This is a genomic window from Dorea longicatena, from assembly GCF_024168045.1.
In the GTDB taxonomy this organism is placed as follows: Bacteria; Bacillota; Clostridia; order Lachnospirales; family Lachnospiraceae; genus Dorea_A.
In genome coordinates, this window is sequence record NZ_CP100126.1 from 276,783 (window position 1) to 302,935 (window position 26,153).

Genomic DNA, 26,153 nt, shown 5'->3' on the forward strand with positions numbered 1-26,153 from the left:
GCTTTTTTCTGTGGGGGAAAGGAGGAAGAGACCGGGATGTATTATGATATGTCTGGGTTTGATTATGGAATACTGGATGTGGTGCAGGTGCTGCATCTCAGAAAGCGGCGGGGAAACTATTATGACTGCCCGTTTTGTGGAGAGACGCATGGAAAACTCAATATCAATGTGGAAAAGAATGTATTCCGGTGCAACCGCTGTGATGCGTCCGGGGGGATGCTGAAGCTTTATGCGGATTTGCACAATGTTACACTCTCCGAAGCAAATCAGCAGATCCGGGAAGCATTAGGAAAAGGAGAATACCGGACGGATTATATCAAAGCAACGCCGGTACAGGAAGAAAAGGCAACGGCAGAGCTTGCACCCATAGAGGAAATCCATCGGACGTATCAGAGAATGCTGTCCATGCTCACGCTTAACAGGAAGCATCAGGAGGATCTGCAAAGACGGGGATTAAAACCGGAACAGATCGAAGCACAGCGTTACCGGAGTGTCCCGCTGTTTGGAATGAAGAAGCTGGTCAAAAGGCTGGCAGAAGAAGGATATAGGGTGAAAGGCGTGCCGGGATTCTACCGGGATACAGACGGAAACTGGACGATTAACTTCAAAGCAGAAAACTCAGGAATCCTGATTCCCATAGTTTCTTTGGACGGGTTCATCCAGGGTTTTCAGATCCGGGTAGATCATGTGACTGACACGAAAAAATATATCTGGCTGTCCAGTGTCAATTATGACCAGGGAGTTTCCTCTGGAAGTCCGGTACATGTCATCGGTGATCTTCATGCTGAACGAGTCTATTTGACAGAAGGGGCGTTAAAAGGAACTATCGCCCATTATCTATCCAGTGCGACCTTTGTATGTGTTGCCGGAGTGAATCAGTATCGGAATTTAAAACCAGTGCTGGAACGGATGAAAGGTTATGGGATGAAACAGCTTTTGGAGGCGTATGACATGGATAAGAAGATGAAAGTAGCCTGTAATCATCATGACAGTAAGTGTGCGGTCTGTTTTGAGCGTTCCCCTGTTATCTGCCAGCATAAGGCGGAGAAACGGAGGATTATCCAGAACGGTTGCAATAAGGTCTATGAAATCTGCCGGGAGCTTTCCCTGCCGATGAACCGGATGGTCTGGGATATGGACGAGAGCGGGGAGTGGAACGGGAAACACAAGGGGATTGATGACTATTTAGCCGCCATCAAACAGAAGGAAGGAGCCGGGGCACAGACTTCGGCTCTTCCGAAAGGAGAACAATCATGAGAAAAAAAGGAAATACGGTTCTTGCAGGACTCATTATCTGCCTGTTGCTTGTTTTTCTCGCAGCGGCAGGAAAACTCTTTGGTGCTTATCTGAAGTATCAGAAAGGGGACGTAAGTTACGAGAAACTGCAGGAATATGTTCAGGAACCAGAGGAAGAAGAATCACCGGAGCCTGAGAAAGAAAAGGAGGAACCTAAGAATAGGTATCTGGAAATTGATTTTGCAGGTTTAAAAGCGGTTAATCCGGATGTCATAGCGTGGATTCAGATTCCGGCACTGGATATCAGTTATCCAGTGGTACAGGGGAAAGATAATGCATATTATCTTCATCACCTTTTTTCGGGAGAATCCAATATCAACGGGAGCATCTTTGTGGACTGCCATAATCAGCCGGACTTTACGGATCAGAATACGATCGTGTACGGGCATAATATGAAAAACGGGAGCATGTTCGGAACTCTGGATAAGTACCAAGACAAAGAGCTATTTGAACAACATCCGGAGTTTTATCTCTATTTGCCGGACAAGATCCTCAAGTATCGTATCTTTTCCTGCTATGCGGGAAGAACCGGAAGTGAGGGATATAGGTATCATTTCCCGGAAGCGGAAGATTTTCAGACGTTTCTGGATACGGTGTCTTCTTATAGGGATTATGATACCGGCACCGAGCTGTCGGCAACGGATCGGATAGTTACGCTGTCTACCTGTGTCAATTCCAGACGGAATTATCGCTATCTGGTACATGGAAAATTAAGCAGTGAGATCATCACAGAGGAATAAAAGAATCGTGCTGGTGTGAGAAGAAATTTCTTATGCCAGCTTTTATTATGGGAGGAAATGTAATGGGAACAGCATTGGTTATGGAACATGCAAACGCACTGGCACAGATGATAGTCAGTGAAAAGGACAAGTTATTTGATGAAAGAGTGGAGGCTCTTGTAAAACTTTATAGAAGGGCGGAATTTTATCTGAAGCAGGGATTTCTGGAGAGCATCGTCTGCGAGTTCCATCGGAAGAAAGTGGAAATGATTATGCAGGCGGAAACAAAAGGAGAGATTACGGAAATACTGAAGTTATCAAAACCGCATTTTGACGGAAAAAAATTTGTCTATACCTCTCCGTATGCTGTGGAAGAGGAAGAGCTTCTCCTTTGGTCTCTGACATCACTGCAAGGTCCACTCCGGGATGAAGGGTATCGAAGATATCGGGAATTATTTGAGAAGTGCCTGCCGGAGATGGCAGAAAAGATTCCGGCGTAGAACAATGGCATAACAAAGGAACGAAAAAACTATCTTTTATTTTACTGTAATTTCACTCTTTATTGAATCTGCAATACTTTACAAAGTTTTTTACGGAAAAATGCTTCGGATTAATATACTTAACACCAGTATCTATCAGCTTAAATTTTGAATAACCAAACACCAGTGTTTCATTATTCACAAAAATCGTCATCTATCCAGAAAGCAGGTAAAATATGTTCACAATAATCAGAGTATTTTCTGCATTCAATACATTCTTCATCTAAAGAATCTACGCCGACATAATGAATATGATAATCTACAGTATCGTTTACAAATCTTTCAAGGAAGATGTTCAAAACAAAGGCTACTCTATCATCACAATAAACATAACCAATTAAATTCTTATGAATGATACAGTAAACGAGATAAACACAGCGTGTATCAACGATGCAGTTGAAATTGTATCCAGATTAAAGCCTATTTATACTTTAAAGCATGCACGGAGACAGCAAGAAGACCTATTCCTGTACGGAAGAGGTCTTCCTGTCCTTATACTAAAGTTAATTGGTATGCTGAAGTCCCGCAAAAGCAACATTTAATTTACCTCCAGATTACCGCTTTTAAGAGATAGATAATCGGAACTTCCGCTAAGCAGATAGAAAAAATATTCCCCTTTTTCATCTGGTGAGAAACTATATTTTCCACTCAGTTCATCGAACACTTCTCCTTCATACATTATCCCGTCTTTTACATAACCGATAATCAAATCTTGGGATACTGTAATGTCTGATTTATATTTATCAAACGAAATGACTATATTATCTTTATCAGTTAGTTCCCATCCCTTTCCATTGTCTTGTGTAAGTACACAAAGTGAATTGTTGATTAGAATTATTTCTGGAATGATATACATTTCATCTGATTTATCAGTAGGAATCTCTACTATTGATGATGGTATGAAATTAGGCATCAGACTGCTTTTAACAATTCTGCTTTCAGGAAATTCTGATGAAGATTTGGCTAATTCCTCAATATCAACAACTTTCCCATTTTCATTGGTATATACACCGTCTTTTAATATGATGTAGCTTCTATCATTGGTTTCTGTCCCGATTAAATGTCGATTGCTGTCATCAATTAAAGCCGATGTTAACAGATGACTGATTGCAGCATATACAGGCATACACAAAAACACTGAAACCACAGTTACAATAATTGCAGTTCTATAAGTGAACTTTAAAGGCTTATGTTTTGAAGCTGTTTTACAAAATACATTTTGACGTATCTTTTGTTTGGAATATTTTTTCAGTATTTTATTGCAATCATGAAAATACACTTCCTCAATAAAAGATTCATCAATTTCACTCATTAACTCATTCAAAGAAAATTTTACAGTCTTCATATCTAAATCCCTTCTTTTCCATTTTTAGTTTTAATTTTTTACGTCCGCGTAACAGTTTGGATTTTACTGTAGATTCTTTTAATCCGGTTTCTTCTGCTATTACAGCGATTGTCTTAGTGTAATAGTAGTACGAGATAAAACATTTTCTTTCGTCAACTGATAGTTCATATATGCTTTCTTTTAAGCATTTGATTACTTCTTCTTTTAACGGCCCGTATTCAATATGTTCGTTCGTTCCAACCTGAAACGCATCTTCGTAATTTTCAAAATGCATCTTAGAGGTTTTTCGTAATGCGTTTTTTGCCATGTTTCTTGCGATTGTTCCTAAATAGGGTTTGAATGTGCTGTAGTTATCTGTATCTAAATCTGCACTGTAATTCCATAGAGCTACAAAAACATTAGACACGACCTCCTCCTTGTCTTCATATGGCAAAGCACTTCCAATAATATTCTCGACTATGTATACAACATATCTGTAGTATTTGTTCATACATATTTTTAAAGCGCGCTCATCTTTATTTTTTAGTTCGAGCATCAGTTGTTTCTCATCTATGTTAAATAACATGCTTCTACCTCATAAATTCAGTGAATACTATAGCAGTGGTTTAATAATGGGAATGTGTATTTTCAAAAAAGGGAACCGAGAAACCAAGTTAAAAAGCTTCAATTAAAATCAGGATAAGTACTCACCAGCACTTGAAATATTTTCCACTATTAAAATGTAATAGAAAATGATTTGATTGTAAAGGCATCAGAGGACAGATTAGTTACCATGCCGTAATAGTAATCTGTTGCCTGTGTCGTAAATCCTGAACGCAAACCACTTGCTGTAATCTCACGCACAAATTCTGATGAAGGTCCAGCTACGTATGCGCGTACTCTTGAACGATGAAAAGCAGAACGGCTCAAAGTGTAATTTATAGTTATGTATCTGCCGCTATTACAATAAAGTCCCATACTGTTATTTGATGGTGTTAATATGGCGACTTCGCCATTTTTCAATGTGATTCCGCGCCAAGTATATCGGGCATATGCATTTGGAATAACACCTTCTTCAACAACTTTCTGCAGGCTTTCGTCAGCAAACACAGTGTACTTCCATTCAATCATATTAGGGTCATCTGTAAGCGGCTCTGCTGCAAAAACATTAACACTTAGCGACAGCATCATAACGAGTGTTAGGATAAAACTGATTATTTTTTATAAGCCTTCATATATGTACACGACTCCTTTCCAAGGTTCCCTTTGTAATAAGATACACAGTAAATATTGTAACGGTTGCATTTATTTAAAAAATAAAAAAAGATAATTTTTAATTTTTGTTTTTTGAATTTTTTGATTGGTAAAATAAGAAAATGGATTATAAAGAGTTGCACTCTAGGTACCTCCTACGTACAGAATAAGTATCAAATACAAAGGAGTGAAATCATTATGATTAAAAAATTAAGAGTAGCCGTGGATCACGGGAACCGGAACATGAAAACCTGTCATTTTATCTTTACCACAGGACTGACGGAACAGGATAAAAAGCCTGCCAGGGGAGAGAAGTATCTGAAATATCAGGGAAAGTATTATACCCTTAGTGAGAAGCGGATTCCGTACCAGAGGGACAAGACGCAGGACAGCCGGAACCGATTCTGGATTCTGACCTTATTTGCCATTGCAATGGAGCTGGAGCAGAAAAGCCAGATCCAGCCGGAGGATGTCATTCAGGTGGAACTTCCGATTGGGCTTCCGCCGAAGCATTTTGCAGAGCTTTGTGAGAGATATGAACGCTATTTCAAAGGGGACGGGAAGGTGCAGGAACTGTGCTTCAACGATAAAGTCTATCACCTCTGTATACAGAATGTAATGGCGTTTCCGCAGGATTATGCAGCCATGATGACGAGGATGATGGAAATCCGTGAGATTCCGAAAGTCGTAGGGATTGATATTGGCGGATTTACTTCTGATTATCTTCTGATGAGAAGTGGCAGACCGGATATGGATTATTGTGATTCTCTGGAAAAAGGTGTGATTACCATGTATAACGATATCATTTCCAGTATTAACAGTGAATATGACATGCTTCTGGAGGAGGCAGATATCGACAGTATCATCAAGGGAAAAACGCAGTATTATGAGGAAGCTGTTGTACAGGCAGTAGAAACCATGGTTCAGAATTTTGTTACCGATCTTCTGAACAGCATCCGAGAGCGGGGCATTGATACAAAATCTACTTATACGGTGTTTATCGGCGGCGGAGCAGTGCTTCTGGAACGATTTCTGGAGCAGGCAGACCGGTTGGGAAAACATACCTTTATCCGGGATATGAAAGCAAATGCCGATGGATATGATCTTTTGTATCGCATGACACAGGCTGGAGTGTGATTTTATGGGAAAGAAAAATCCGTTTGTATTCACTATTGGTTTTGATAAGTCGGATCCAGATCACGTGTATGTGACAGAACTTCTGAATACGACAGAGAAAAAAGCAAAACTGATCGTTGCGGCAATTCTGGCATATACGGGAAGAACGGATGAGACAGGTAATGGCAGTATAAGCATGGAACCGGATATGCTCCGGCCAATGATGCAGCAAATCATCCGGGAAGAAGTAAGAAAGGTATTGGAAGGGCAGGACGTTTCTAAGATAAATAGAGAAATGCCCACAGAAGTTGATTTGATGGAAGAAGAACCGCTGCGGATGGATCAGACTATGAGACAGAATGTAGTGGATGCTATCAGTGCATTTCGCAGGGCATAAAAAAGCAGGAGAGATACACATGCTTATGGCAGTGTACTCTCCTGTTCTTTGTATCAGAATGGGAATAGACAGAAAACTCACAGACTATTCACAGATTACTCACAGATTGTCTTTGTATAATGTGTAGATGATGAAGGATACGGGAGAGCCTTAACTTAGGTTCTTGAATCCATCCAGAAGTCCACGCAGTGTAGAAAGGGCAAGCTGTTTCTGCTCCTCCGGGCAGGAATTTAGTTCTGCCATGATTTGCTGCATGGTAGAATCCGGGTTCGTTTTCTGGTTAGAAAATATAGCATCTATGGAAATATGTAAGTAAGTTGCCAAGGCATAAAGTGTTTCCAACTGTGGATTGCCAATATAGTTTTCAATATCAGAGACAGTCCGTAAAGAAATCTTTGCCTGTTCCGCAAGGCTGTTTTGCGAAAGATTGCGGCGGAGACGTTCTTCCCTGACTGCATCTCCCAATAATTTTTTCACCATCTATATCACCTCACTTAATGCATATATTTTATCGTAGATTAACACTATACGAAATGCGTTAAAGTGCGTTATGATAAGCAGGATAACACATGCACAAATAGAGAAACATGGAAGTAAGTACGACAGACATGAATGGACAGCATAAGATAAAAGCCAAAGAGGAACTGAATCTGTTAAAAAAATCTTATCCATACAATGTGTCGGAGAGAAGTTAGAATATGCAGTATATGAGATACTATCATTGCATATCCTACACAATTACATAGAAAGAGAAGTATCGGCTGGACTACGAATAGAGTGGTCCAGCCTTTCTTTTTTTCGAAAAAATGAAGGCAGTGTCACGTTTTGTTGACGCTCACCGCCATCCTCGGAATTTTTTGGAACGTGATAAAAAATTTCGGAGGATAAAACAAATGAACAAAAAAACATATACAGGATCAAAGATACAAAATCACTTTACAGCATATCTGATACAGTTTGTCCGTGGAAAACGACATGATTATCTGGAGAAGAAAATCCAGATGGCTGATGCAGAAGAACTGTTGGAGGATATTGGACAGATGGAGGCAAGAATTGTAATCGAAGAATTGCTGGAGAACCAAACGAGGGAGCAGCTTTTATTGCAGGAGGCACAGGGGAAATATCCAGAATGGAATAAGATGTCAGATGAAAGACTGATGAAAGCGCTTCATACGCTGCGGGATGAAGAACGGAAGCTGATTTACCAGCATGTGTTTGAAGAACGTACTTTTGAGGAAATGAGCAGGCTAAACGGGTTATCAGAGGAGCGATGCAAGGGTATTTATTATTATGCAATCCGGAAGATCCGCAAGGTGATGGGAGGTGAAAACTAATGAATTTTGAACGATTACTTTTAAAGGCAAAAGAAGGAAATGCAGATGCGGTACTGAAGATTTTAGAGATATATAAGCCGCTTTTAATTAAGAATGCGATTGTGAATGGCAGATTTGATGAAGATCTGTATCAGGAACTGGTAAGTACATTGCTTCAGTGTATCCAGAGATTCCAGATAATTGAGTAAGTTATCTTAAACAAAGGCTGCAATCACTCTCAGGGGAGTAACATCCTCTGGGAGTGATTGTTTTTTGAAGGGTGATATTGCCTCAGTTCGAAGCGGCAGACGGTGTTGATCTATTATGTTGCCTGATGCTTTAATGCTCTTTTGTTGTTGCCAGTTCTTTATGAAGATGTAGAGCCATAAACACAGTAACAATAGCAGAAATTACATCGGCAATCGGTTGTGCATATAGTATTCCATTTATGCCCCAGAATGATGGGAGCAACAGAATGATCGGAACAAAGCAAATACCTTGTCGGCAAGCCCCAAGAACGAATCCGGCGGTGCCTTTTCCAAGTGCAAGAAACAGAGAAGAATACACTGTGTAAAATCCAAATACGAAGAAGGAAAATCCATTTGCCATTAGCGATTTTTGACCTACAGAAATCATCTCTGTATTGCCTTCTGTAAATTGCGAAATAATCTGTGTGGAAAATAGGGCTATTGTCAATCCCACAACTACACAAAATATTGTTGACCATAAGATAGAAGTTTTAATTGCTTCCCTGAGCCGATCAAACTTTTTGGCACCATAGCTAAAGCCGGCAATTGGTTGGAAACCTTTTAAGAAGCCGAACACAACCAGAGTTCCCATTGAAGTGATTCTTGTAACAGCGCCCATTCCGGCGATAACAGCATCTCCATAGATATTAGCTTCCCGGTTTATGAATGCGATAGAAAGGCTTGTAAGAAGCTGGAAAGTCAATGTGGGTATACCGATTTTCAGAATTTCAGTTATGATCTGCTTAGAAGGACAAAATTCCTTAATGGAAAATGTAAAAGCGCTTTTTTTCTGTAATGCATAAATTAAATATACAAGAGTAGAAGCCATTTGAGAAATTGCTGTAGCGATTGCCGCACCAGCAACCCCCATGTCGAGAGTATAGATGAAAATAGGATCTAAACCAATATTCAATACAGCTCCTAATAATAATGCACACATAGTTGTTTTTGCGGCGCCTTCACTTGCAACGATATTGTTCATCGTTACATTAAATACATTGAAAATACATGAAATAACATAGATTCTTCCATAAGAAAGGGCGTATGGCATAATCGTGTCTGTTGCACCTAACATGGTTAAAATAGGTTTCAAAAAAATTGCAGTTCCGATAATAATAACTGCGCCAATACAAACACTGCTGTATAATGCAGTACTGGCGACTTTACTTGCAGCTTCCCTATCTCCTCGCCCTAAAAGTCTTGATAAGTAGGAGGCGGCACCATTGCCAAACATCAGACCTAAACCAACAACTACTTGTCCTAAAGGAAACGCAATGGAAATTGCACCCATTTGACTCTCGCCAAGTCCTCCTATGAAATAAGCATCCACCAAATTGTAGAGAGCGTTAATAAGCATACCAATCATTATCGGTATACCAAGAGCCATTAGTGCTTGGGGAACAGGTGCATTTCCTAATAAATCCATTTTGTTGTTATTCTTGTTCATTTCAAATACTCCTTTCAATTAAGAATATAAATTATAGTAGTATAAATTATAGTATACTACGTGAGAGAATACTACTATAATTTATAGTAGTTGTCAAGCGTGTATCCTGCAATTTCCTTGACAAGAGGTATAAAATCAAATACTATAAATTACAGTATATATAACCGTAAGTATTTTATAGCTTTCGTGGATATAGAAAGTGGGTGAACTATGGCTACAATAGATTTAATTGTGTTAGGAATATTGAAAAAGGAACCGATGGGAGCCTATGATATTCAAAAATTAGTGGAATATCGTAATATATCAAAATGGGTAAAAATCAGTACACCATCCATTTACAAAAAAGCAATTCAGTTGGAGGAAAAAGGCTTCATTAAAGGAGAAATTGTGAAAGAAGGTAAGATGCCTGAAAAAGCAGTTTATTCATTAACAGATGAAGGCGAAAAAGAATTTGTAAAGCTTATGATGGAAACAGCCTCTAAACCCATTCACTTTTTTTTAGATTTTAATGCAGTAATTGTAAATTTGGATAAGTTACCGCCTGAAAGTCAACAATCATGTATTGCCAGTATTGAGGAAAATATTGAAATATTAAAAACTTATCTGGAGGAAAATCTTCGAGAGAAAGAGAATGATCCGGAAATCCCTAAGACTGGTATGGCAGTATTGCAACAGCAGATAGTTTTGGCGGATGCTATTGAAAAATGGATTATTTCTCTAAAAAAAGACTTTTGATGAAGAAGTCACTAGCTGATTTCTTATTAGGTCTGCAGGATTGGGAAGAAACAGGGATGGATGCCGACCTATGTTCCGGCTTTGTAGCCAGAACATAGAAATTTTCTTAGTGGGGAATCTCCCTCAAACCCGGTGCTCCTTATATCCTGCAGATTAAACTTCAAATTTATACCCATATCCAACTACTGTTTTTATGTAATTCTTGTCGCTGGAATACTTTTTTATCTTCTTGCGTATTTGAAAAATAGTGTTTTCCACGGCGTGGAAATAACCATTTGCTTTTTCATGCCAAACTGCTTCATAAATCTGTTGTTTAGTAAAAGCCATCCCTGGATTAGAATATAGCATATAAAGTACATCAAATTCTTTTACAGAAAAGTTAATGTCTTTTCGTACTATTAAGCCGTAGGTCGTAAAGGTCTGCGACTTTAACTTTACCCGGAAAGGAGCTGCCACATATATAGGCAGTGCTGTAATTTTAACAGTAACGGTCACCAATCTATGGGGATGGCTTGTATATCCGGCTGAAATGCTAAAAAATCAGTGGTTCTTATTTATCACTTCACTCTGCCCCGGTAATTATGTGTTTGCCGTTTCTGGCTCTTGCAGCTATTGCGATTCTACTGGTCTATTACCAGACTATTTGCAGGTAAAGCATTGCTCTGGTTTTGAATTTGAGTTTTGGCAGTCTAATAATAGCATTTTAGATTAGCTGTGATAAGGTGAAACAGATTAGGAGGAAAGTAAATTGCATTACAAAGACAAAAACCTACAGATAGATATTCGCTGTCATACTGTTTTTATGAATGATCAAAAGATTGAATTGAGTCTGAAAGAATTTACGGTACTAAAATATCTAACAGAACATCCTGGCTGGGTATTCTCTCACGAGGAGATTTATCGTAATGTCTGGAAGGAAGAACCGATTGACTGTGCTAATGCGGTTATGTGCTGCATTAGCCAGCTTCGTAAAAAGTTAAAAGTAGATTCACGGAACTGGAATTACATCCGCACCGTCCGAGGTGTGGGCTATAAGTTTCAACCACTCTCAGGGGAGTAACATCCTCTGGGAGTTTTTTGTCATATTTGTTGCACTTTTCGGCTCTGGTACGTACAGAAATAGAAAAGAAACATATCCCAAAATGTATACATTTTAGAAGTACGTTCCGGAAAGAGGGATTATATTTCAAAAAGGTTACACACACAGTTTTGAAATATACCAATAAAAGTGTGGATATTTTGGGACATGGAAAGGAGAAATGTGGATGCAGATATATGGATATCACCGTACCAGTACAAAGGAGCAGCATCTTGACCGTGGCATACAGGAAATTGAGCGGTACTGTAACGAGCATGAGATGGCACTTACGAATATTTTTACGGATCAGGAGACAGGGAAGAATTTTAATCGTCCGAGATATACCGTTTTAGTGGAGGATGTCCTGCGGCCGGGAGATATTTTGATTGTTACAGAATTGGACAGACTGGGAAGAAACAAGTATGACACCATGCAACAGATCCAGCGGATTAAGAACATGGGAGTGCGGCTTATGGTTCTGGAACTGCCGACTACGCTTATGGATTTATCTGTGATGGATAATGCGATGGCAAGGATGATGCTGGAAACAATCAATAACATGATGCTGGAGCTTTATGCTTCTATGGCGCAGGCAGAGCTGGAGAAAAAGGAGAAGCGACAGCGGGAAGGGATAGAAGCGAAGAAATTGCGGGGCGAATGGGATGATTATGGAAGACCAAGTGTGATGAAGCAGGAAACTTTTGATGAGAACTTTCAAAGCGTAGTTTCTGGAGAAACGACACCTACACAGCTTCGTAAAAATTTGGGAATGACGCACTCAACTTTTTATCGCTATCGAAAAACTTTTTATGAAAAATACCCGGAACTTTCAAATTCTGCAAATTAAAGTCCTATTACTTATATAGACCAAAGAATTTCAGGAGGAAAGAAATATGAGTGAAAAGAGAATAGGTACTTTAATTTATGATCCATCAATGGGAAGATTTGATATCCGGTTTGGGATTGAATCTTATTATGGAGGTCTTCATTGCGGAGAATGTTTTGATGTGAAGGTAAAGGATGCATGGATTCCGGTTCGGATTGAAATGGATGAAGACTGGTATCTGGTAGGGCTTCCTAAGACGAGTCTCAGTGGACTGACGGTTCGAATGTAGGAGGAGCATATGATGGAAGCTAAAAAGAAATATGAAAAGCCGGCATTCCGATTGGTGACAGATTTGGGGAGTATTTTGGAATGTCTGTATGAGGTATATGGAACGGATGGAACGATGTTGATTGCTGGGAACAAGTTATCGGATACGGTAATCTATCCGTTTATCCGCATGATTAAAAAGAAATGCAAAGCAGTGGATGCGGAAAAGCTGAATCTGATGCTCTGGAAGATTTATATGGTAAGTTCGAGAAAAGAAGAATTTGTGACGGCTGCTAAGAAAGAGCTGCAGCCTTATTTGACCAAGAAAGATGAAAAACAGATTGACACCACATATGACACCACATATACTATAGATAGGAGGCATTAAAGATGTCGAAATGGGATAAACTATTGACAAGAATTTGCTCATTATCGAAAGACCTTCGTTTTGATGAACTAAGAAAAGTATTAGAAAGTTATGGATATGAGATAAATGCTCCGAGAAGTGGGAGCAGCCATTATACATTCCGTAAAGCGGGATGCCAGCCGATAACAATACCGAAACACGAACCAATCAAGAAAATTTATGTTGAAATGGTAAAGCAGATTGTAGAAAGTGAGGCGAAAAACGATGAAGACACTGAATGATTATTTGGCAATGTCCTATCGCATGGAAATTGTGGAAGATAAGGATGAAGGTGGATTTGTGGTTTCTTATCCGGAACTGCCGGGATGCATCACCTGTGGAGAGACGATAGAAAGGGCAGTTGAAAATGCAGCGGATGCAAAAAAAGCATGGTTAGAAGCTGCACTGGAAGAAGGGATTGAGATTCACGAACCGGGAAGCCTGGAAGAGTATTCGGGACAGTTTAAAATAAGGATGCCACGCAGCTTACACCGGGATCTGGCGGAACACTCAAAAAAAGAAGGCATCAGTATGAATCAATACTGTATATATCTTCTTTCAAAGAATGATGCGCTGTTAGTAAAATAAATATACAAGAATATAGATGAAAAGAGCCGTCCGGATGGGCGGCTCGAAGTATTCTTTCTTTGATTAAAAATGATATTGTTCTAGCAGATAGATAGGAAGTGTTTGTACGTTTCCAACGGTTCCGCCTTTGGTATCACCTTTCAGATATAGTAGTTTATTGGCCTTCCCCTGTTCCAATGCCTTCAAGGCAGTAGATGCAGTTCCCTTACCGGCTTTAACTTCAATCAGATAGCGGATGTGAGTTTTCAATGTCTGAGCTACAAAATCAATTTCACCACCTTTATAAGTAGCAAAAGCCGGTGTCTCAAAGATAATTTCTTCCGGGAATTCCTGGCGTTTGGACAAGTTAATGTAAACATAGTTTTCGTTCAATGAGCCATCCATAGTTGATACAGTAGCACCAGTTCTGGAGAGATAATAATATGCAACTCCAAGATCCATGAAGAAGCAGCGGCTTCCCGGTTTGAAATTCAAGATGTCCAGTTCTGTGATTTTGCCACAGAAACCGATGATTCCAGAATGGTAAAGCCAGTTGATAGCACGATAGCAGGTTGCTTTAGAAAGATTACTGGAGTAATTCTTTGTAACGAGCTTTTGCAGTTCTTCACTTATACTGTCCTCATCTAATCCTTTCTTTTCACGAAGCAGAATACGGCAGATGCTTAAAAAGATGTTGGTAAAAACACTAATATCTGTGATGTCATCAAAGTACCGCATAGATTCGTTTAAGAAAATGCGGATGATTCTAACAAGCTCTTTTTGAGCTGCTTCCACGTCTTTTGTGTTAAGGTATGTTTCCACAACCTTTGGATAGCCGCCAATCTGTCTATAGATGTCGTAAACATTCTTTAATTCGTCATATAGTTCCGGTACGGTGTCATCTGCATGATCCAGTGGAAGTGATAGATACTTCTGAAAAAGCTGGTCATCCAATGCTTCCAAAAACTCTTTAAAGGAAAGGGTATAAATACGGATACTGGTAATATCTCCACTGGAGAATTTGAATTCCGGTTCCAGTACACGTCCCAGATAACTTCCAGTTACAATGAAATGCGCTTGAAAATAGCGGGTAAATTCTCGGATACGGTTGAATATCTCTGAGGATTCCTGAATTTCATCAATAATGATGACTGTATCGTTGGTATCTTCAAAATCCGGATCGAAGAGTTTAAAAGCATCGTGAAGCGGCTGCTCCGGTCGTTTTGTACCGGGAGTCCAGTCTGTGGCTTTTTTGTAACATTCCATAAATTGTTTGCCGGACAAATCAAACAGGTTAATGTAGATCTTGTGCCTGAAGTTCTCATCCGCAAATTTATTGATAATATATGTTTTTCCGACCTGTCTGGCACCATTCACTTCCAAGGTGCTGTGGACGGTATCGTTTTTCCAATCCAGAAGCTGATCGTAAACTTTTCTTTTCAGATACATGGGAAATGCTCCTTTCTTTCAACTGTTCCTATTATATCAAAATATGAATGGATAATATAGAGGGTAATTTCTGATAAATGATGAATTGTCTAGTCTGAGCAGTTCTTCACGGGTATTCCGGTTTCTGTCATTACTTTTTCGTACTGAAGAAGCTGTTCCCAGGTCAGCCATTCCGGTTTCTGATCTGTGGGAAAACCATTCCATAATTCTTTCATACGGGCAATATGGTTTTGAACGCTATGATTGCATAGGATAGACGGACTGCGATTTCCGTAGCCCAGATAGTATTCACAGTCAGACTGTAATTTACTTAACATCCGGTACTCGAATTCATAGGAACTTCTTTGATACGGAGCCGGATGAAATGTGTACTCCTGCTGTATGGGATGGGAAGGTTCTCCATCAATATGGTTAAAAGATAAAGAATAAAGATTCGGTTCAGGCTCTTTGCCAAGGTCAATATCCTTCCACAACTTTCCGAATTGGTCCTTATATACCGGACAGGAAAAATCATCCATGCCAGTATACTCAAGCACTAATTTTGTTTTTGCATTTTCATTCATTCTATTAGACCATCCTTTCCTTTATTGCAGACATTGAGGTATATTATTGGGCGCTGTTTCTGCATTCCACTGCAGCTTCGCACGTACATCCATCAGGATGATTCCTAACTGGTTTTCTCCGCAGTTATTGACTTTGCCCCAGAAATAGTCACCCCAGTTGTTTCCTTCAATAAGTGTGGACTCTCCGGTTGCAAGAAGTTTATCCCGGAGTTCCGGGTTCTGCATGAATTTGCACATGCAGATTTCATACATGAGCCGGACTTTCACTTTTTCCCAGTCCGGGCGTAATGTAAGATCTCTGCCGAGTTTCTTTGCATCAGAAGGATTATGCATCCGAAAAATACAGAATTTGCGTTGCTCTCTCGCAGAGAGTGTTTTCTGCGCTTGAAAAGCAGCTTCATTATTTGCATAGGTTTGTCCCATGTAAGAGACCGGTGCCGGATAGAAATTGCTTAGAAAAGCATAATCTCCCCGAAATTCATTGATCTGTGTAGGTATGCGCTTGCTTGTATTTGTTTGATTCATTATAAATTCCTCCTTTGTAAAAGAGGTGCGGCCTTTCAGCCACACCTCAAAATAATTCTCATCTATTGCAGAGATGGTTATGCAATCATCTCCAAAAATTCAGCTTCTGTAAGAATTGGAATACCAAGGCTCTGGGCTTTTGCCAGTTTGCTGCCGGCTTTTTCCCCGCAGATCAGGTAATCGGTTTTCTTTGTTACAGAGCTGCCAGGTTTGGCACCAAGCTCCAGAATCTTATCGTTGATACCGTCTCTGGTAAAATGCTCCAGTTTCCCTGTTGCTACGATGGTACATCCTGTAAATTTGTTTTCTTTTGTCATAATGGTCTCTTCCTTTCTTTGTTCAAATGTGAATTCGTTCTGTAAGTTTTTCCATAAATCAAGATTTGCTTCATCTGCAAACCAGGAATGGATGTTGTGATTTAAGATTTCGCCAAAATCCTCTAACTGAGTGAAGTCGTAATCTCCGACAGCCGCCTGTTCAAATGCAGTTAAATTTCCGGAAAATACGGTGTCCAGAATCCGGCTTTTGGTTCTGCCGATCATAGGAATATCCATGGAAACCAGATAGCGGACAAAGCTGGTCCTCCGGCTGGCGTTGATGGATTCCCACAAGCGGTCGAAAGATTTCTCACCATATCCGTCCAGTGCCACAATATCTTCCCGGTGTTCCTCCAGATGATAGATGTCCTGAAAAGAGTGCAGATAGCCCAGATTCAGGAATTTTTCTAAAGTGGCTTCTGACAGTCCTTCGATGTTCATTGCCTTCTTGCTGGCAAAATGGACAAACCTTCTTGTGATCTGGCTGTCGCACTGCGGATTATCACAATGCAGAGTTTCTACGGTGCGACCGTCGCTGGTCTTACGGCTGTAGGTTCTGGTTTTGGAACCACAGCAAGGGCAGACCGGAGGCGTGATGTCGGTATACCTTCCACGATCCAGATTCTTTTGTGGCGTGCCAGTTCCGGAATCATTTGTTTCCGTAATCCTCCTTTCCCTGCGTTCAGGCATAAAAAAAGAGAATGACGCTTATGTTCATTCTCAAAATAGATGCAGTTTCCTGCAAAATAAAAAAAGCCAGAAGTCCCTGCTGCTTGTTGGGCATAGGAAAACTCCTGACTACGTTTCAAACCTAAACTGCGTGTGATAAATCCTTTCCGGATTGACACAAATAATTGATATAAGAACAGTATAACACTAGATGTAGTATATGTCAAATGAAATAGATTCCTCAATGAAGCTTTTGCCTTATGTTGATGACAAATTTGTCGGCTACAGGAATAAAAGCGTTCAGGATTTCAGATTTGCCCTAAGCGAAGGAATTCGTAGCCAGGTATTTTTTGCCACTTTCGTGGAGAAAGTCGAAAACCAGATAAAATCAATCTCTGTCATAAATGCCTCTAAACTGTTTTTACATCGTAGTGGTTATGCAAGTTCTAAATTTAAAAATAATTTTCACGAATAACTAACTTTTCTATATGCTGAATTGTCATAAAATATAGATTATTAAATTTGAAAGCAGATTGAAGGTGATAAACATGAGAAGTTATAAACGGTATACCAGGCGAAAGAGACTTTTGAAGCAAATCGCTGTGGTTGCTTTAGTGTTTATATTGGGATTTGTGCTTTTGCGGGCTGTTTCGTATATGGCGATTCAGGGTGAAATTCCGATGATTAACAGTTTCAATCTATTTAGAAGGGAAGCTGATACTTCTTTTGGATGGAACTTGATTCTTGTAAATGACGATTATTGTGTTCCCCGTAATTATGAGGTAGAACTCACAGAATTATCAAACGGAGAAAAAGTGGATTCGAGAATCTATCCTCAGCTTCAGCAGATGTTTGATGATGCCAGAGCTGAGGGACTTGAATTATTTGTAAGGGAAGGGTACAGGACAACTCAGGATCAGAAAGATATTATGAATGAGAGAATTCAGCAGTATCAGGATGAAGGCTATTCACGTGGGGAGGCAAAAAAACTTGCGAAAGAATATGTTGCCGAACCTGGAACAAGTGAGCATGAACTTGGGATAGCCGTTGATATCAATGCGGATACGTCCAAGTGTTCTTCGGATGCTGTTTATACATGGCTTGCCAATAATGCATATAAATATGGTTTTATTAAAAGGTATCCTGATAATAAGATAGAAATTACAGGAGTGAACAATGAACCCTGGCATTATAGGTATGTAGGGGTGGATGCTGCCCTGGAAATGCAGAAAAAAGGATTGTGTCTGGAGGAGTATATCGAGACTCTAAAATAAAAATTAAAAAATAATTTATCTTTAACTAACTTTTTATGCTTGTTAGGTGTCTTAGTATATAGGAGGGTAAAATATAGGGGGCAAATGAGGAAGGAGGAATGAGATGACTTCTGACTTCTTATTACTACAGAAAATCAGAAACGGCAACAACCATGCAGGTAATCAGTTTGTTGAAAAATATTATTCTTTTATCTATCAATATTGCTTTCTGCACATCCACAATCAAGAATGTGCAGAAGATATGGTACAAGAAACTTTTGTGAGGTTTTTCGGAGCGCTGATGAGCGGAGCTGAAATAGGAAAGGCGAAGAGCTATCTATACAGCATAGCGGGAAATATCATTAAAAACTACTATAAAAAAAAGAAGGAAATATTATTGGATCAGTTGCCGGATATAGAAAAGGATAATCTGACAGAAATAGAAATCCGGCTTGATGTAGAACGGGCGTTGGATCTGCTTCCGGAAGAAATAAAAGAGACGGCAATCTTGTTTTTCTTTCAGGGGTTAAAACAAAAAGAAATTTCTGATTTATTACATATAAAATTATCACTTGTAAAATATCGTGTTTCGAAAGCAAAAGAATTACTGTCAAAACAGTTGGAGGAGGGAAGAGATTGAAGCAGTATCAGAGAAAAATCAAGGAGTATAAATCCTTGATACAGAAGGAATATATACAGGAAACGGCAGTTTGCACAGTAATGGAACGGTGTTCAGACATTGTGAGCCGTCAGGATAACAGACGGGCGTCATATTTCGAATTTTTATTTGAGCAGTTCAAATTTATCAAGAAAAGATGGTGGGCCCTGCAGGGAGGAATCCTGTTTCTGCTTTGGATTCTGCTGGCGGACTCAGATGGAGGAGCAAATACAGAGCGGACACTGGGGGCTATGTCGGTGATGTTTTCTGTGATGATCGTACCTGAAATCTGGAAGAACCGGAGATTTTCTGCAGTCGAGATCGAAAAAACGGCATTCTATTCACTGCGCCAGATCTGTGCTGCAAGGACATTGCTATTTGCAGCAGTGGATCTGGTTATGATTACAGCTTTTTTCAGTATTTCAGTTTATACACTACAGATTTCGGCATACCGGATCATCATAGATTTTCTAGTGCCGCTTAATGTTTCCTGTTGTATCTGTTTCCGACTATTGTATAGCAAATGGAATGATATGGAGCATATTGCTGTTTTTCTAAGTATATCCTGCATACTGATTTGGACGCTGATTGTGTCCACAGATTCTATTTATCAGAAAATTTCGGTACCGATCTGGGTTGGCTTGCTGATCATATCGTTTGGTTATCTGATCTTTTGTGTTCACAAATCGCAATGTAACTGCGAAATAAACTGGGAGGTGAAGTCGAGTGGAACTGCAATTTAAAAATGTAACAAAAGCTTATGGAGATGTACATGCAGTAGATCACGTAACACATTCTATGGAGAAAGGTGTATATGGGTTATTGGGAGTAAACGGAGCGGGGAAAACCACTTTGATGCGGATGCTGTGTACAGCGATAAATCCGACAAGCGGAGAAATCTTGTGGAATGGAAAGGATATCTTCAGTTTGGGAGCATCTTATAGAGGGATACTCGGTTATCTGCCGCAGAATTACGGGTTTTATCCGGATCTTTCAGTGTATGACTACATGATGTATATTGCATCCATCAAAGGACTCCGTCCCATCGTGGCAAAGAAAAGGGCTTTAAAACTGCTAGAGCAGGTCGGGATGGCTGAAAAGCGAAAAAAAAAGATGCGCACTTTATCAGGGGGAATGATCCGGAGAGTCGGAATTGCTCAGGCGATGTTGAATGATCCGCGGATATTAGTATTGGATGAGCCAACCGCCGGTCTTGATCCGAATGAGAGAATCCGGTTCCGAAATCTGGTCAGTGAATTGTCGGAAGACCGCCTTGTCCTGCTGTCTACCCACATTGTGTCAGATGTCGAATACGTGGCAAATGAAATCATATTGATGAAAGAAGGAAAATTTTTCTATACAGGAACATCGGATGAGATTATTTTGTCTATGGATATGTCAGTATGGAATTGTACTGTTCCTAAAAGGGAACTGAATAATTATATGAAGAAATATCTGACTGGAAATGTAAGGACAGTTGCCGACGGAGTGGAACTAAGAGTCCTTTCAAAGACGCCGCCGGCAAGGAATGCAGTACAGGTGGAGACAACACTGGAGGATGCATTTCTTCTGTATTTTGGAGAAAAGGCAGGTGATAAAGATGATGTTCAAATATGAGTTGAAAAAGATCTTTTCTAAGCGGGTTAATCAGGTTTTGCTTGCGGCAGTGCTTGTGGTGACGATTATTTATTCCGGTATGGCAATCGGAAGTATGCGCTATGTGGATGAAGAGGGGCAAAATCACACTGGGATTGAATCGGGACGGCTTCTGGCTGAAAATATCAATCAATGGAAAGGGGAACTTACAGCGGAGAAAATTTCCGAAGTAATAAATGATTACAAGACGATATCTGCCAAATATCCGGATGAAATACCAAATACAGAATATGGAAAAACAGTACAGTCATATTATGATATTTATAGTTTTGTAATTGGCATAATGACTCCAGATTCAGAATGGAATGAAAGTGTAGTATATCAGCTTTCAGATGAACAGCTACAGAATATCTATACAATCTATCAGGACAATATGAAGAAAATAGTGGAAGAGTATGGTACTACACCTGAAAAGAGAAGTTATCTGGAAAGCGTTTATAAAAAGATAGAAATACCTTTTATGTTCGAAGCAAAAGATTCCTGGACTACGATGACAATGTACGCACAAACTTATGTACTGTTAATGGCAGTGATCATAGGTTTTTTGGTAGCTGGTATATTTTCCGGAGAGTTCCGCCCGGGAACAGAGGATGTTTTTTTTACCACTAAATATGGAAGAACGAAGGCAATAAAAAACAAGATTTTTGCGGGAATACTTGTGTCAACGGTTACCTATTGGATCGGAGTGGGGGTATTGTCTCTTATCTCATTTGCAGTAATGGGAACAAGCGGATTTTTCACGCCGTATCAGATTGATGATCCATACAGTATTTATGTTATGACATATGGAGAATATTATTTGCTGATACTTGTGGGCGGGTATATCGTGACAATGTTTTGTGCTGCGTTGACTATGCTGGTGACAGTTAAGATGCATACACCGAATCTGGCGATTTGTATCCCGTTTTTCCTGCTTTGTATGATGCCGTTTATCGCAAGAGTATTACCGGCATTTGATGCTTTTTTCAATTTGCTGCCAACTGTATTGACTAATATTTTTAATGCAGTGAGGACGCCGATTCTTTTTCAGATTGGTTCGTTTGTATTTCGTCAGATTTCGTTATTGATGTTTCTGTACATCTTATTATTTATTGTACTGTTGCCTTTAATATATATAGGTTATAGTCGATATGGGTTAAAGAAGAAATAGTATTACGAACGTCTGATAAAGCTATTGAAACTTTCGGCTGTTACTGCAGAAATTTTATGATCCGGATAAAAAAGAGGGCTACTGATAAATTGCGTAATTGTGCCTCTTTATATAAAAGAGAAATTAAATGACATCACGTGAACTCGTTCGGGATATGTTTATAAACTATTTCCGGATATTTGAAAAAGATCAGGAAGGGTTGAAAAGCAGGTGATACCATGGGAAAGTAATGATTCTTACGTTTTCTGATTCCGAGGAAGAAATTCTGAATAAGATTAAATCGGTTCTAGTCTGTGAAAACACAGTAGAGTTTATGGATAATGTAAACATTCAAAAGTTGAGATTCCCAAGTCTGGAAATAGACCAGCTTCAGCGTTGTGTAATCAGAGAAGATAAGACAGTGGGGCTTACCCGACATGAATATGATCTGCTTCTATATCTTGCGTTATCTCCTAATCGGGTATTCACGAAAGAACAGATCTATCAGCATATCTATAAGGAAGCGGAGTCAGAAGTGAATAACCGAATTTACGGTCTGATTAAGAACTTGAGAAAGAAAATAGAAGAAAATCCGGAAACACCGCACTACATAGAAACGATACGTGGTGTTGGTTATCGCTTTCGGGCATAAAAGGAGCCGTCCGGCAATGGGCGGCTCGAAGTGTTTCTCTTGTTGTTTATTTATTGTTTTTTTCGTTGTATACTGATAAAACGAGGTGATAAAAGTGGCATATAGAATTTTGATCGTGGATGATGACATCGAATTATTAAAGATGTTAAAGAACTATTTTGAAATCAAACGATATGATGTAATGATGGCAGAAGATGGCACAGATGCTTTGGAAAAAATCCATAAGAAACCGGATATTATCTTGCTGGACATCAATATGCCTAAAATAGACGGATTAGAAGTATGCAGACGTATCCGGGGCAAAGTAACTTGTCCCATTATCTTCCTGACGGCAAAAGTGGAGGAGCAGGACAGGGTAAACGGGCTTTTATCCGGTGGGGATGACTATATACTGAAGCCGTTTAGTCTGAAAGAACTGGATGCTCGTATTATTGCACATTTGAAGCGTGAGGAGCGTCATAAAGGGAAGTCTGAATACAGATTCCACGGAGACCTCAGTATTGATTATGGAGCAAAGAGGGTTCAGATCGGTGAAAATGATTTGGAGCTTACGAAGCTGGAATATGCAATCATTGAGTTTTTGTCCATGAATCCAGGACAGGTTTTTGACAGGGAGCGGATATACGAAAAGGTGTGTGGTTATGATGCGGAAGGTGACAGCCGTGTTGTTACGGAACTGATCCGGAGAGTGAGAAAGAAACTGGCGGAATATACGCAGACAGAATACATTGAGACAGTATGGGGGATGGGGTATCGATGGAAAAGATAAGAAATTTATCCTTGAAAAAGACAATGGTTTTATATACGATACTCAGCTTGATTGTCACTTTTTTTCTTTCTGTGTCAATTATTGAGATTGCCGGGCAGATACAGGAGGAGGTCTGGTGGAAGTACGTGGATCAGGACGAGTATTATCAGGCAATGAATGACCGCAATGAAAATTTTGAGGTAGTGGTACCGAGACCGAATCAGAGTAAAATGAGCAGAATGGACTGGCATATTTCAGAAACCTGTGATTTCCTTCAGACGTACGGAGTATTGCTTTTTTCTTTTGCCGGATGTGGAATTGCGGTCAGCCTGTTTTACAAAAATAAATTAAAGAGACCGATTCAGGAACTGAAGATGGCATCACAGATGATTGCGGAGGAAGATCTGGATTTTCATATGGCTTATGAGAACGAGGACGAGATGGGGATGCTGTGCAGGGAATTTGAAAGGATGCGTGGGCAGTTGGAAGAAAATAACCGTAGACTTTGGCAGATGATCGAAGATGAGCGGGTACTGCGTGCAGCGATTGCCCATGATATCCGCTCGCCGCTTGCAATCATGCGGGGATATCAGGAAATGCTTTTGGAATTTGTTCCGGAAGATATGCTTGATCAAGAGAAAATGATGGAGATGTTAAGGGGCGGTATGCTTCAGATTGAACGGATGAACCATTTTATTGATGCTATGCGGAAGATGACGAAACTGGAAGAACGGGAATTAAACTGTTCCGTGGTGGATATCCGGCAGTTGATCAGCCAGATAAAAACGCTGGCAGAAGTCATGGAAGAAAAATCAGAAAAGGACTTCACGGTAACGGCAGTGGGAGAGTCGGAAACTCTGGTCGCAGATGCGGAAATCATCATGGAAGTAGCGGATAATCTGTTGTCCAATGCATTCCGCTATGCCAGTCAGAAAGTCGGGCTGAAGCTGACAGTGACGGCGCAGGATCTGAAAATGAGTATCGGTGATGACGGAACGGGATTTCAGGAAAATACCGATACGGTGACACAGGCGTTTTATCATGAAAATTCGCAGGATGATTTAAAGCATTTTGGAATGGGTATGTATATCAGCCGTATCTACTGCGAACGGCATGGCGGGAAACTGCTGATAAAAAATGCAGCAGATGGTGGTGCGGAAATTGAGGCAGTGTTTAAAAATTATGTATCAGAAAAACAACAGCAGAAATAAATGGCTGTTGTTTTTTTGTTGTGATTTGTAGGCTATGCTGTTTGTAGAAAAAAGAAAGGCGGGATGACTTATGAAAGCGATCATAAAAAGGAATCTGAAAAATTATCTTAAAAATCCGATATTTTGGACCGGTTTGATTGTTGTTTTAATCAGTATGTACCAGACACTTGCACCTTATCTGTCCATTCATTACGTGAAGCCGGATGAAACCTTCAGGAAGGTAAAAATGGCTTCCGATGGGGATGTTATGGAGGGATGTATTCCGGCAACACCGGATAAGGAGAGAGAACTGTGGGAGAAAGAGATTGTAAAGATACTTCAAGACACAGAGAATGGGTTTGGCATGTCGGAAGCAGAGGCGGAGGCAGTGATATCTGAGATGAAACAGATGGAGATTACGGAGGCGTGTCAGTATCTGAAAACGGAATACCACTTTAATGGTGCCAATTATGTGTATGAGGACGTTTCATGGTATCAGGGAAGCCCGGAGGAAGTCAATCGGTATATCAGAGAAAATCTTGAGAAACATCCATTCTCCTATTATTTCGGAAGAAAATTTACAGATTTTGCAAGCCTGCATATGGCATTCTTTGCAACGGTTCTGCTGGCGTTTTTATTTTTCCAGGATATGAGGAAAAATACTTATGAATTGCTGCACACCAAACCGATGACGGCTTTTCAATATATTGCCGGGAAAATAAGCAGTGGATTTCTCATCATGACGACGGCACTGGTCATTATGAATATCGTATTTATCATTTTGTGTTATGCCACGGCAGTAAAATCAGGATTTGCTATGAACATACTGGATTTTGTTCAGAATTCGATCCTGTATGTCCTGCCGAACATCCTGATGATCTGCTGTGTGTATGCGGTTACAGCGCTGCTGTTTAAGAATCCGCTTCCAGCGGTTCCGGCGCTGGTTCTTTATATCATTTATTCTAATATGCTGACATGGGACAGCAAAGGACAGTGTCATGCAAGACCATTCTCTATTATGGTTAGATTTCCGGGGAATTTTTTTGAAACGGGATTGCCATATCGGGTATATCTCAATCAACTGCTTCTTGTGGCAGCATCCATACTGCTCATGTTTATAGCGGTGTGGATGTGGAAAAGGAGGAGAGTACATTGAAGAAAGAAGTAAAAATATGTATGCCATATTATAAAATTGCATATTCAATCGCTTTTGTTGTGATATTGAGTGCAATCCAGCCTGTTGTATACGCAAAAGAAATCGGAGGGGCAGTGGAAAGAGCTGTTTCGCTTCTGGCAGTCGTTTTCTGTGCAGATACTTATCTGGTGGAAGTGCAGAGCAAACGCTCGGAAGTATTCTGCCTTTATAATCTAAAAAAGCAGGCAGGGGTAGTTTATAAAAGACTATTTGTGCAGGTAGCTTATCTGATTGGAATCAGTTTGTTGGCATATGGACTCTTTTATTGGCAGAAACCGGTGAATCTGACAGAAGAATTAGATGGCGGTGCCTTGTTTGGAATTTATTGTATTGCGATTCCCGGAACTGTTTTGTTTTGGAGTGTGCTTTCCGTAACTGTCAGCAATCTGGTTCGAAACAGATGGATTGGTATGGGTGTCGTGCTGCTTTTCTGGTTTTTCTCTATTTCCGGAAAGGCAACTCAGTTTTTGAAAAACTGGGGACCATTTTCCTACGGAACTTGTGATTTCGGTAAGCTGACAGAGTGGAGATGGCTTGGCGGGAAGGTGCTGTGCGTGGTATTTGCGGGGATGATGCTTGCATTTGTTCCTAAGATATTAAAGAAGAGAGGGTAAGAT

At 40.0% G+C, this 26,153-nt stretch carries 34 protein-coding genes and 1 pseudogene; 25 read left to right on the top strand and 10 right to left on the bottom strand.

Features of this window, described 5'->3' with window-relative positions; all coding sequences use genetic code 11:
• Positions 1-36: 36 nt before the first annotated feature.
• From NKF87_RS01305 to NKF87_RS01315, 3 genes are read left to right on the top strand one after another with little or no spacing between them, the layout of a single operon-like run.
• A complete protein-coding gene (locus tag NKF87_RS01305) occupies positions 37-1,257 on the top strand; it encodes a CHC2 zinc finger domain-containing protein (protein ID WP_119246869.1) in 1,221 nt (406 codons plus the stop codon).
• Entirely contained in the window at positions 1,254-2,036 is a 783-nt protein-coding gene (srtB, locus tag NKF87_RS01310) for a class B sortase (protein WP_117887981.1), read from the top strand. Before NKF87_RS01305 ends, srtB begins: the two co-directional genes overlap by 4 nt.
• A 32-nt stretch (positions 2,037-2,068) precedes the next feature.
• Positions 2,069-2,515: a hypothetical protein gene (locus tag NKF87_RS01315; protein ID WP_005333384.1), complete on the top strand. Its 447-nt coding sequence runs from the start codon at positions 2,069-2,071 to the stop codon at positions 2,513-2,515.
• 577 nt (positions 2,516-3,092) lie between these two features.
• On the opposite strand, the gene NKF87_RS01320 is transcribed toward NKF87_RS01315, so the two are convergent.
• From NKF87_RS01320 to NKF87_RS01330, 3 genes are all read right to left on the bottom strand, one after another.
• The gene (locus tag NKF87_RS01320) at positions 3,093-3,899 is read right to left on the bottom strand and encodes a hypothetical protein (RefSeq protein ID WP_109215051.1); all 807 of its coding nucleotides are present in this window, start codon (positions 3,897-3,899) and stop codon (positions 3,093-3,095) included.
• Positions 3,871-4,464 (bottom strand): RNA polymerase sigma factor, encoded by a 594-nt coding sequence (locus tag NKF87_RS01325; RefSeq protein WP_020436704.1) that lies wholly within the window; start codon positions 4,462-4,464, stop codon positions 3,871-3,873. Before NKF87_RS01325 ends, NKF87_RS01320 begins: the two co-directional genes overlap by 29 nt.
• Before the next feature lie 149 nt (positions 4,465-4,613).
• Positions 4,614-5,009 carry a hypothetical protein gene (locus NKF87_RS01330; protein ID WP_118011129.1) on the bottom strand — a complete coding sequence of 132 codons (396 nt, stop codon included), beginning with the start codon at positions 5,007-5,009 and terminating at the stop codon, positions 4,614-4,616.
• 321 nt (positions 5,010-5,330) lie between these two features.
• Between NKF87_RS01330 and NKF87_RS01335 the strand changes: the two genes are divergently transcribed.
• Together NKF87_RS01335 and NKF87_RS01340 are read left to right on the top strand one after the other, a co-directional pair.
• Positions 5,331-6,269 carry a ParM/StbA family protein gene (locus tag NKF87_RS01335; protein ID WP_020436706.1) on the top strand — a complete coding sequence of 313 codons (939 nt, stop codon included), beginning with the start codon at positions 5,331-5,333 and terminating at the stop codon, positions 6,267-6,269.
• Between the two features lie 4 nt (positions 6,270-6,273).
• Positions 6,274-6,645: a hypothetical protein gene (locus tag NKF87_RS01340; protein ID WP_005333400.1), complete on the top strand. Its 372-nt coding sequence runs from the start codon at positions 6,274-6,276 to the stop codon at positions 6,643-6,645.
• 150 nt (positions 6,646-6,795) lie between these two features.
• On the opposite strand, the gene NKF87_RS01345 is transcribed toward NKF87_RS01340, so the two are convergent.
• Entirely contained in the window at positions 6,796-7,125 is a 330-nt protein-coding gene (locus NKF87_RS01345) for a helix-turn-helix transcriptional regulator (protein WP_005333402.1), read from the bottom strand.
• A 326-nt stretch (positions 7,126-7,451) separates the two neighbouring features.
• Between NKF87_RS01345 and NKF87_RS01350 the strand changes: the two genes are divergently transcribed.
• Positions 7,452-7,979: a sigma factor-like helix-turn-helix DNA-binding protein gene (locus NKF87_RS01350; protein ID WP_253583826.1), complete on the top strand. Its 528-nt coding sequence runs from the start codon at positions 7,452-7,454 to the stop codon at positions 7,977-7,979.
• Entirely contained in the window at positions 7,979-8,167 is a 189-nt protein-coding gene (locus tag NKF87_RS01355; protein ID WP_005333406.1) for a helix-turn-helix domain-containing protein, read from the top strand. The genes NKF87_RS01350 and NKF87_RS01355 overlap by 1 nt, the downstream gene beginning before the upstream one ends.
• Before the next feature lie 130 nt (positions 8,168-8,297).
• Here NKF87_RS01355 and NKF87_RS01360 read toward each other — a convergent pair whose 3' ends face one another.
• The gene (locus NKF87_RS01360) at positions 8,298-9,653 is read right to left on the bottom strand and encodes an MATE family efflux transporter (protein WP_005333407.1); all 1,356 of its coding nucleotides are present in this window, start codon (positions 9,651-9,653) and stop codon (positions 8,298-8,300) included.
• Between the two features lie 210 nt (positions 9,654-9,863).
• Here NKF87_RS01360 and NKF87_RS01365 point away from each other — a divergent pair, with 210 nt between their 5' ends.
• The gene (locus NKF87_RS01365) at positions 9,864-10,388 is read left to right on the top strand and encodes a PadR family transcriptional regulator (protein ID WP_005333410.1); all 525 of its coding nucleotides are present in this window, start codon (positions 9,864-9,866) and stop codon (positions 10,386-10,388) included.
• Between the two features lie 153 nt (positions 10,389-10,541).
• Here NKF87_RS01365 and NKF87_RS14455 read toward each other — a convergent pair whose 3' ends face one another.
• Positions 10,542-10,883 (bottom strand): winged helix-turn-helix domain-containing protein, encoded by a 342-nt coding sequence (locus tag NKF87_RS14455; protein ID WP_005333412.1) that lies wholly within the window; start codon positions 10,881-10,883, stop codon positions 10,542-10,544.
• Between the two features lie 253 nt (positions 10,884-11,136).
• On the opposite strand from NKF87_RS14455, the gene NKF87_RS01375 reads away from it, so the two are divergent.
• From NKF87_RS01375 to NKF87_RS01400, 6 genes are all read left to right on the top strand, one after another.
• The gene (locus NKF87_RS01375) at positions 11,137-11,448 is read left to right on the top strand and encodes a winged helix-turn-helix domain-containing protein (RefSeq protein ID WP_023921561.1); all 312 of its coding nucleotides are present in this window, start codon (positions 11,137-11,139) and stop codon (positions 11,446-11,448) included.
• 205 nt (positions 11,449-11,653) lie between these two features.
• A complete protein-coding gene (locus tag NKF87_RS01380; RefSeq protein WP_040015506.1) occupies positions 11,654-12,313 on the top strand; it encodes a recombinase family protein in 660 nt (219 codons plus the stop codon).
• Between the two features lie 46 nt (positions 12,314-12,359).
• A complete protein-coding gene (locus tag NKF87_RS01385; protein WP_005333419.1) occupies positions 12,360-12,581 on the top strand; it encodes a DUF5348 domain-containing protein in 222 nt (73 codons plus the stop codon).
• Positions 12,582-12,590: 9 nt separating this feature from the next.
• Entirely contained in the window at positions 12,591-12,947 is a 357-nt protein-coding gene (locus tag NKF87_RS01390) for a hypothetical protein (protein WP_005333420.1), read from the top strand.
• 2 nt (positions 12,948-12,949) lie between these two features.
• A complete protein-coding gene (locus NKF87_RS01395) occupies positions 12,950-13,207 on the top strand; it encodes a type II toxin-antitoxin system HicA family toxin (protein ID WP_005333422.1) in 258 nt (85 codons plus the stop codon).
• A complete protein-coding gene (locus NKF87_RS01400) occupies positions 13,191-13,553 on the top strand; it encodes a type II toxin-antitoxin system HicB family antitoxin (protein ID WP_005333424.1) in 363 nt (120 codons plus the stop codon). The genes NKF87_RS01395 and NKF87_RS01400 overlap by 17 nt, the downstream gene beginning before the upstream one ends.
• Positions 13,554-13,616: 63 nt before the next feature.
• Here NKF87_RS01400 and NKF87_RS01405 read toward each other — a convergent pair whose 3' ends face one another.
• The 4 genes and pseudogenes from NKF87_RS01405 to NKF87_RS01420 form a co-directional block, all read right to left on the bottom strand.
• On the bottom strand, positions 13,617-14,981 hold the full coding sequence (locus NKF87_RS01405; RefSeq protein WP_005333425.1) for an ATP-binding protein: 1,365 nt from the start codon (positions 14,979-14,981) through the stop codon (positions 13,617-13,619).
• A gap of 89 nt (positions 14,982-15,070) precedes the next feature.
• Positions 15,071-15,544, bottom strand: coding sequence for an LPD11 domain-containing protein (locus NKF87_RS01410; protein ID WP_005333427.1), 474 nt, complete (start codon positions 15,542-15,544; stop codon positions 15,071-15,073).
• A 21-nt stretch (positions 15,545-15,565) separates the two neighbouring features.
• Positions 15,566-16,069, bottom strand: coding sequence for an NADAR family protein (locus NKF87_RS01415; RefSeq protein WP_023921566.1), 504 nt, complete (start codon positions 16,067-16,069; stop codon positions 15,566-15,568).
• 77 nt (positions 16,070-16,146) lie between these two features.
• Positions 16,147-17,016 (bottom strand): annotated as a pseudogene (locus NKF87_RS01420) (BRCT domain-containing protein); the annotation flags it as partial.
• A 259-nt stretch (positions 17,017-17,275) separates the two neighbouring features.
• Here NKF87_RS01420 and NKF87_RS01425 point away from each other — a divergent pair.
• From NKF87_RS01425 to NKF87_RS01475, 11 genes are all read left to right on the top strand, one after another.
• Positions 17,276-17,530: a hypothetical protein gene (locus NKF87_RS01425; RefSeq protein ID WP_005333435.1), complete on the top strand. Its 255-nt coding sequence runs from the start codon at positions 17,276-17,278 to the stop codon at positions 17,528-17,530.
• Between the two features lie 73 nt (positions 17,531-17,603).
• On the top strand, positions 17,604-18,329 hold the full coding sequence (locus NKF87_RS01430; RefSeq protein WP_008373954.1) for a M15 family metallopeptidase: 726 nt from the start codon (positions 17,604-17,606) through the stop codon (positions 18,327-18,329).
• Between the two features lie 103 nt (positions 18,330-18,432).
• The gene (locus tag NKF87_RS01435; protein ID WP_117470420.1) at positions 18,433-18,948 is read left to right on the top strand and encodes an RNA polymerase sigma factor; all 516 of its coding nucleotides are present in this window, start codon (positions 18,433-18,435) and stop codon (positions 18,946-18,948) included.
• Entirely contained in the window at positions 18,945-19,709 is a 765-nt protein-coding gene (locus tag NKF87_RS01440; RefSeq protein ID WP_117470419.1) for a hypothetical protein, read from the top strand. Before NKF87_RS01435 ends, NKF87_RS01440 begins: the two co-directional genes overlap by 4 nt.
• The gene (locus NKF87_RS01445; RefSeq protein ID WP_008373946.1) at positions 19,693-20,583 is read left to right on the top strand and encodes an ABC transporter ATP-binding protein; all 891 of its coding nucleotides are present in this window, start codon (positions 19,693-19,695) and stop codon (positions 20,581-20,583) included. The genes NKF87_RS01440 and NKF87_RS01445 overlap by 17 nt, the downstream gene beginning before the upstream one ends.
• A complete protein-coding gene (locus NKF87_RS01450; RefSeq protein ID WP_119246872.1) occupies positions 20,567-21,772 on the top strand; it encodes an ABC transporter permease in 1,206 nt (401 codons plus the stop codon). The genes NKF87_RS01445 and NKF87_RS01450 overlap by 17 nt, the downstream gene beginning before the upstream one ends.
• Before the next feature lie 313 nt (positions 21,773-22,085).
• Positions 22,086-22,403 (top strand): winged helix-turn-helix domain-containing protein, encoded by a 318-nt coding sequence (locus NKF87_RS01455; RefSeq protein WP_253583828.1) that lies wholly within the window; start codon positions 22,086-22,088, stop codon positions 22,401-22,403.
• A 94-nt stretch (positions 22,404-22,497) separates the two neighbouring features.
• Entirely contained in the window at positions 22,498-23,172 is a 675-nt protein-coding gene (locus NKF87_RS01460) for a response regulator transcription factor (protein WP_023921570.1), read from the top strand.
• Complete coding sequence (locus tag NKF87_RS01465) at positions 23,160-24,362, top strand: HAMP domain-containing sensor histidine kinase (protein WP_118618603.1); 1,203 nt, start codon at positions 23,160-23,162, stop codon at positions 24,360-24,362. The genes NKF87_RS01460 and NKF87_RS01465 overlap by 13 nt, the downstream gene beginning before the upstream one ends.
• Before the next feature lie 70 nt (positions 24,363-24,432).
• Positions 24,433-25,497 carry an ABC transporter permease gene (locus NKF87_RS01470; RefSeq protein ID WP_008373936.1) on the top strand — a complete coding sequence of 355 codons (1,065 nt, stop codon included), beginning with the start codon at positions 24,433-24,435 and terminating at the stop codon, positions 25,495-25,497.
• The gene (locus NKF87_RS01475) at positions 25,494-26,150 is read left to right on the top strand and encodes a hypothetical protein (RefSeq protein ID WP_253583829.1); all 657 of its coding nucleotides are present in this window, start codon (positions 25,494-25,496) and stop codon (positions 26,148-26,150) included. Before NKF87_RS01470 ends, NKF87_RS01475 begins: the two co-directional genes overlap by 4 nt.
• Positions 26,151-26,153 lie beyond the last annotated feature (3 nt).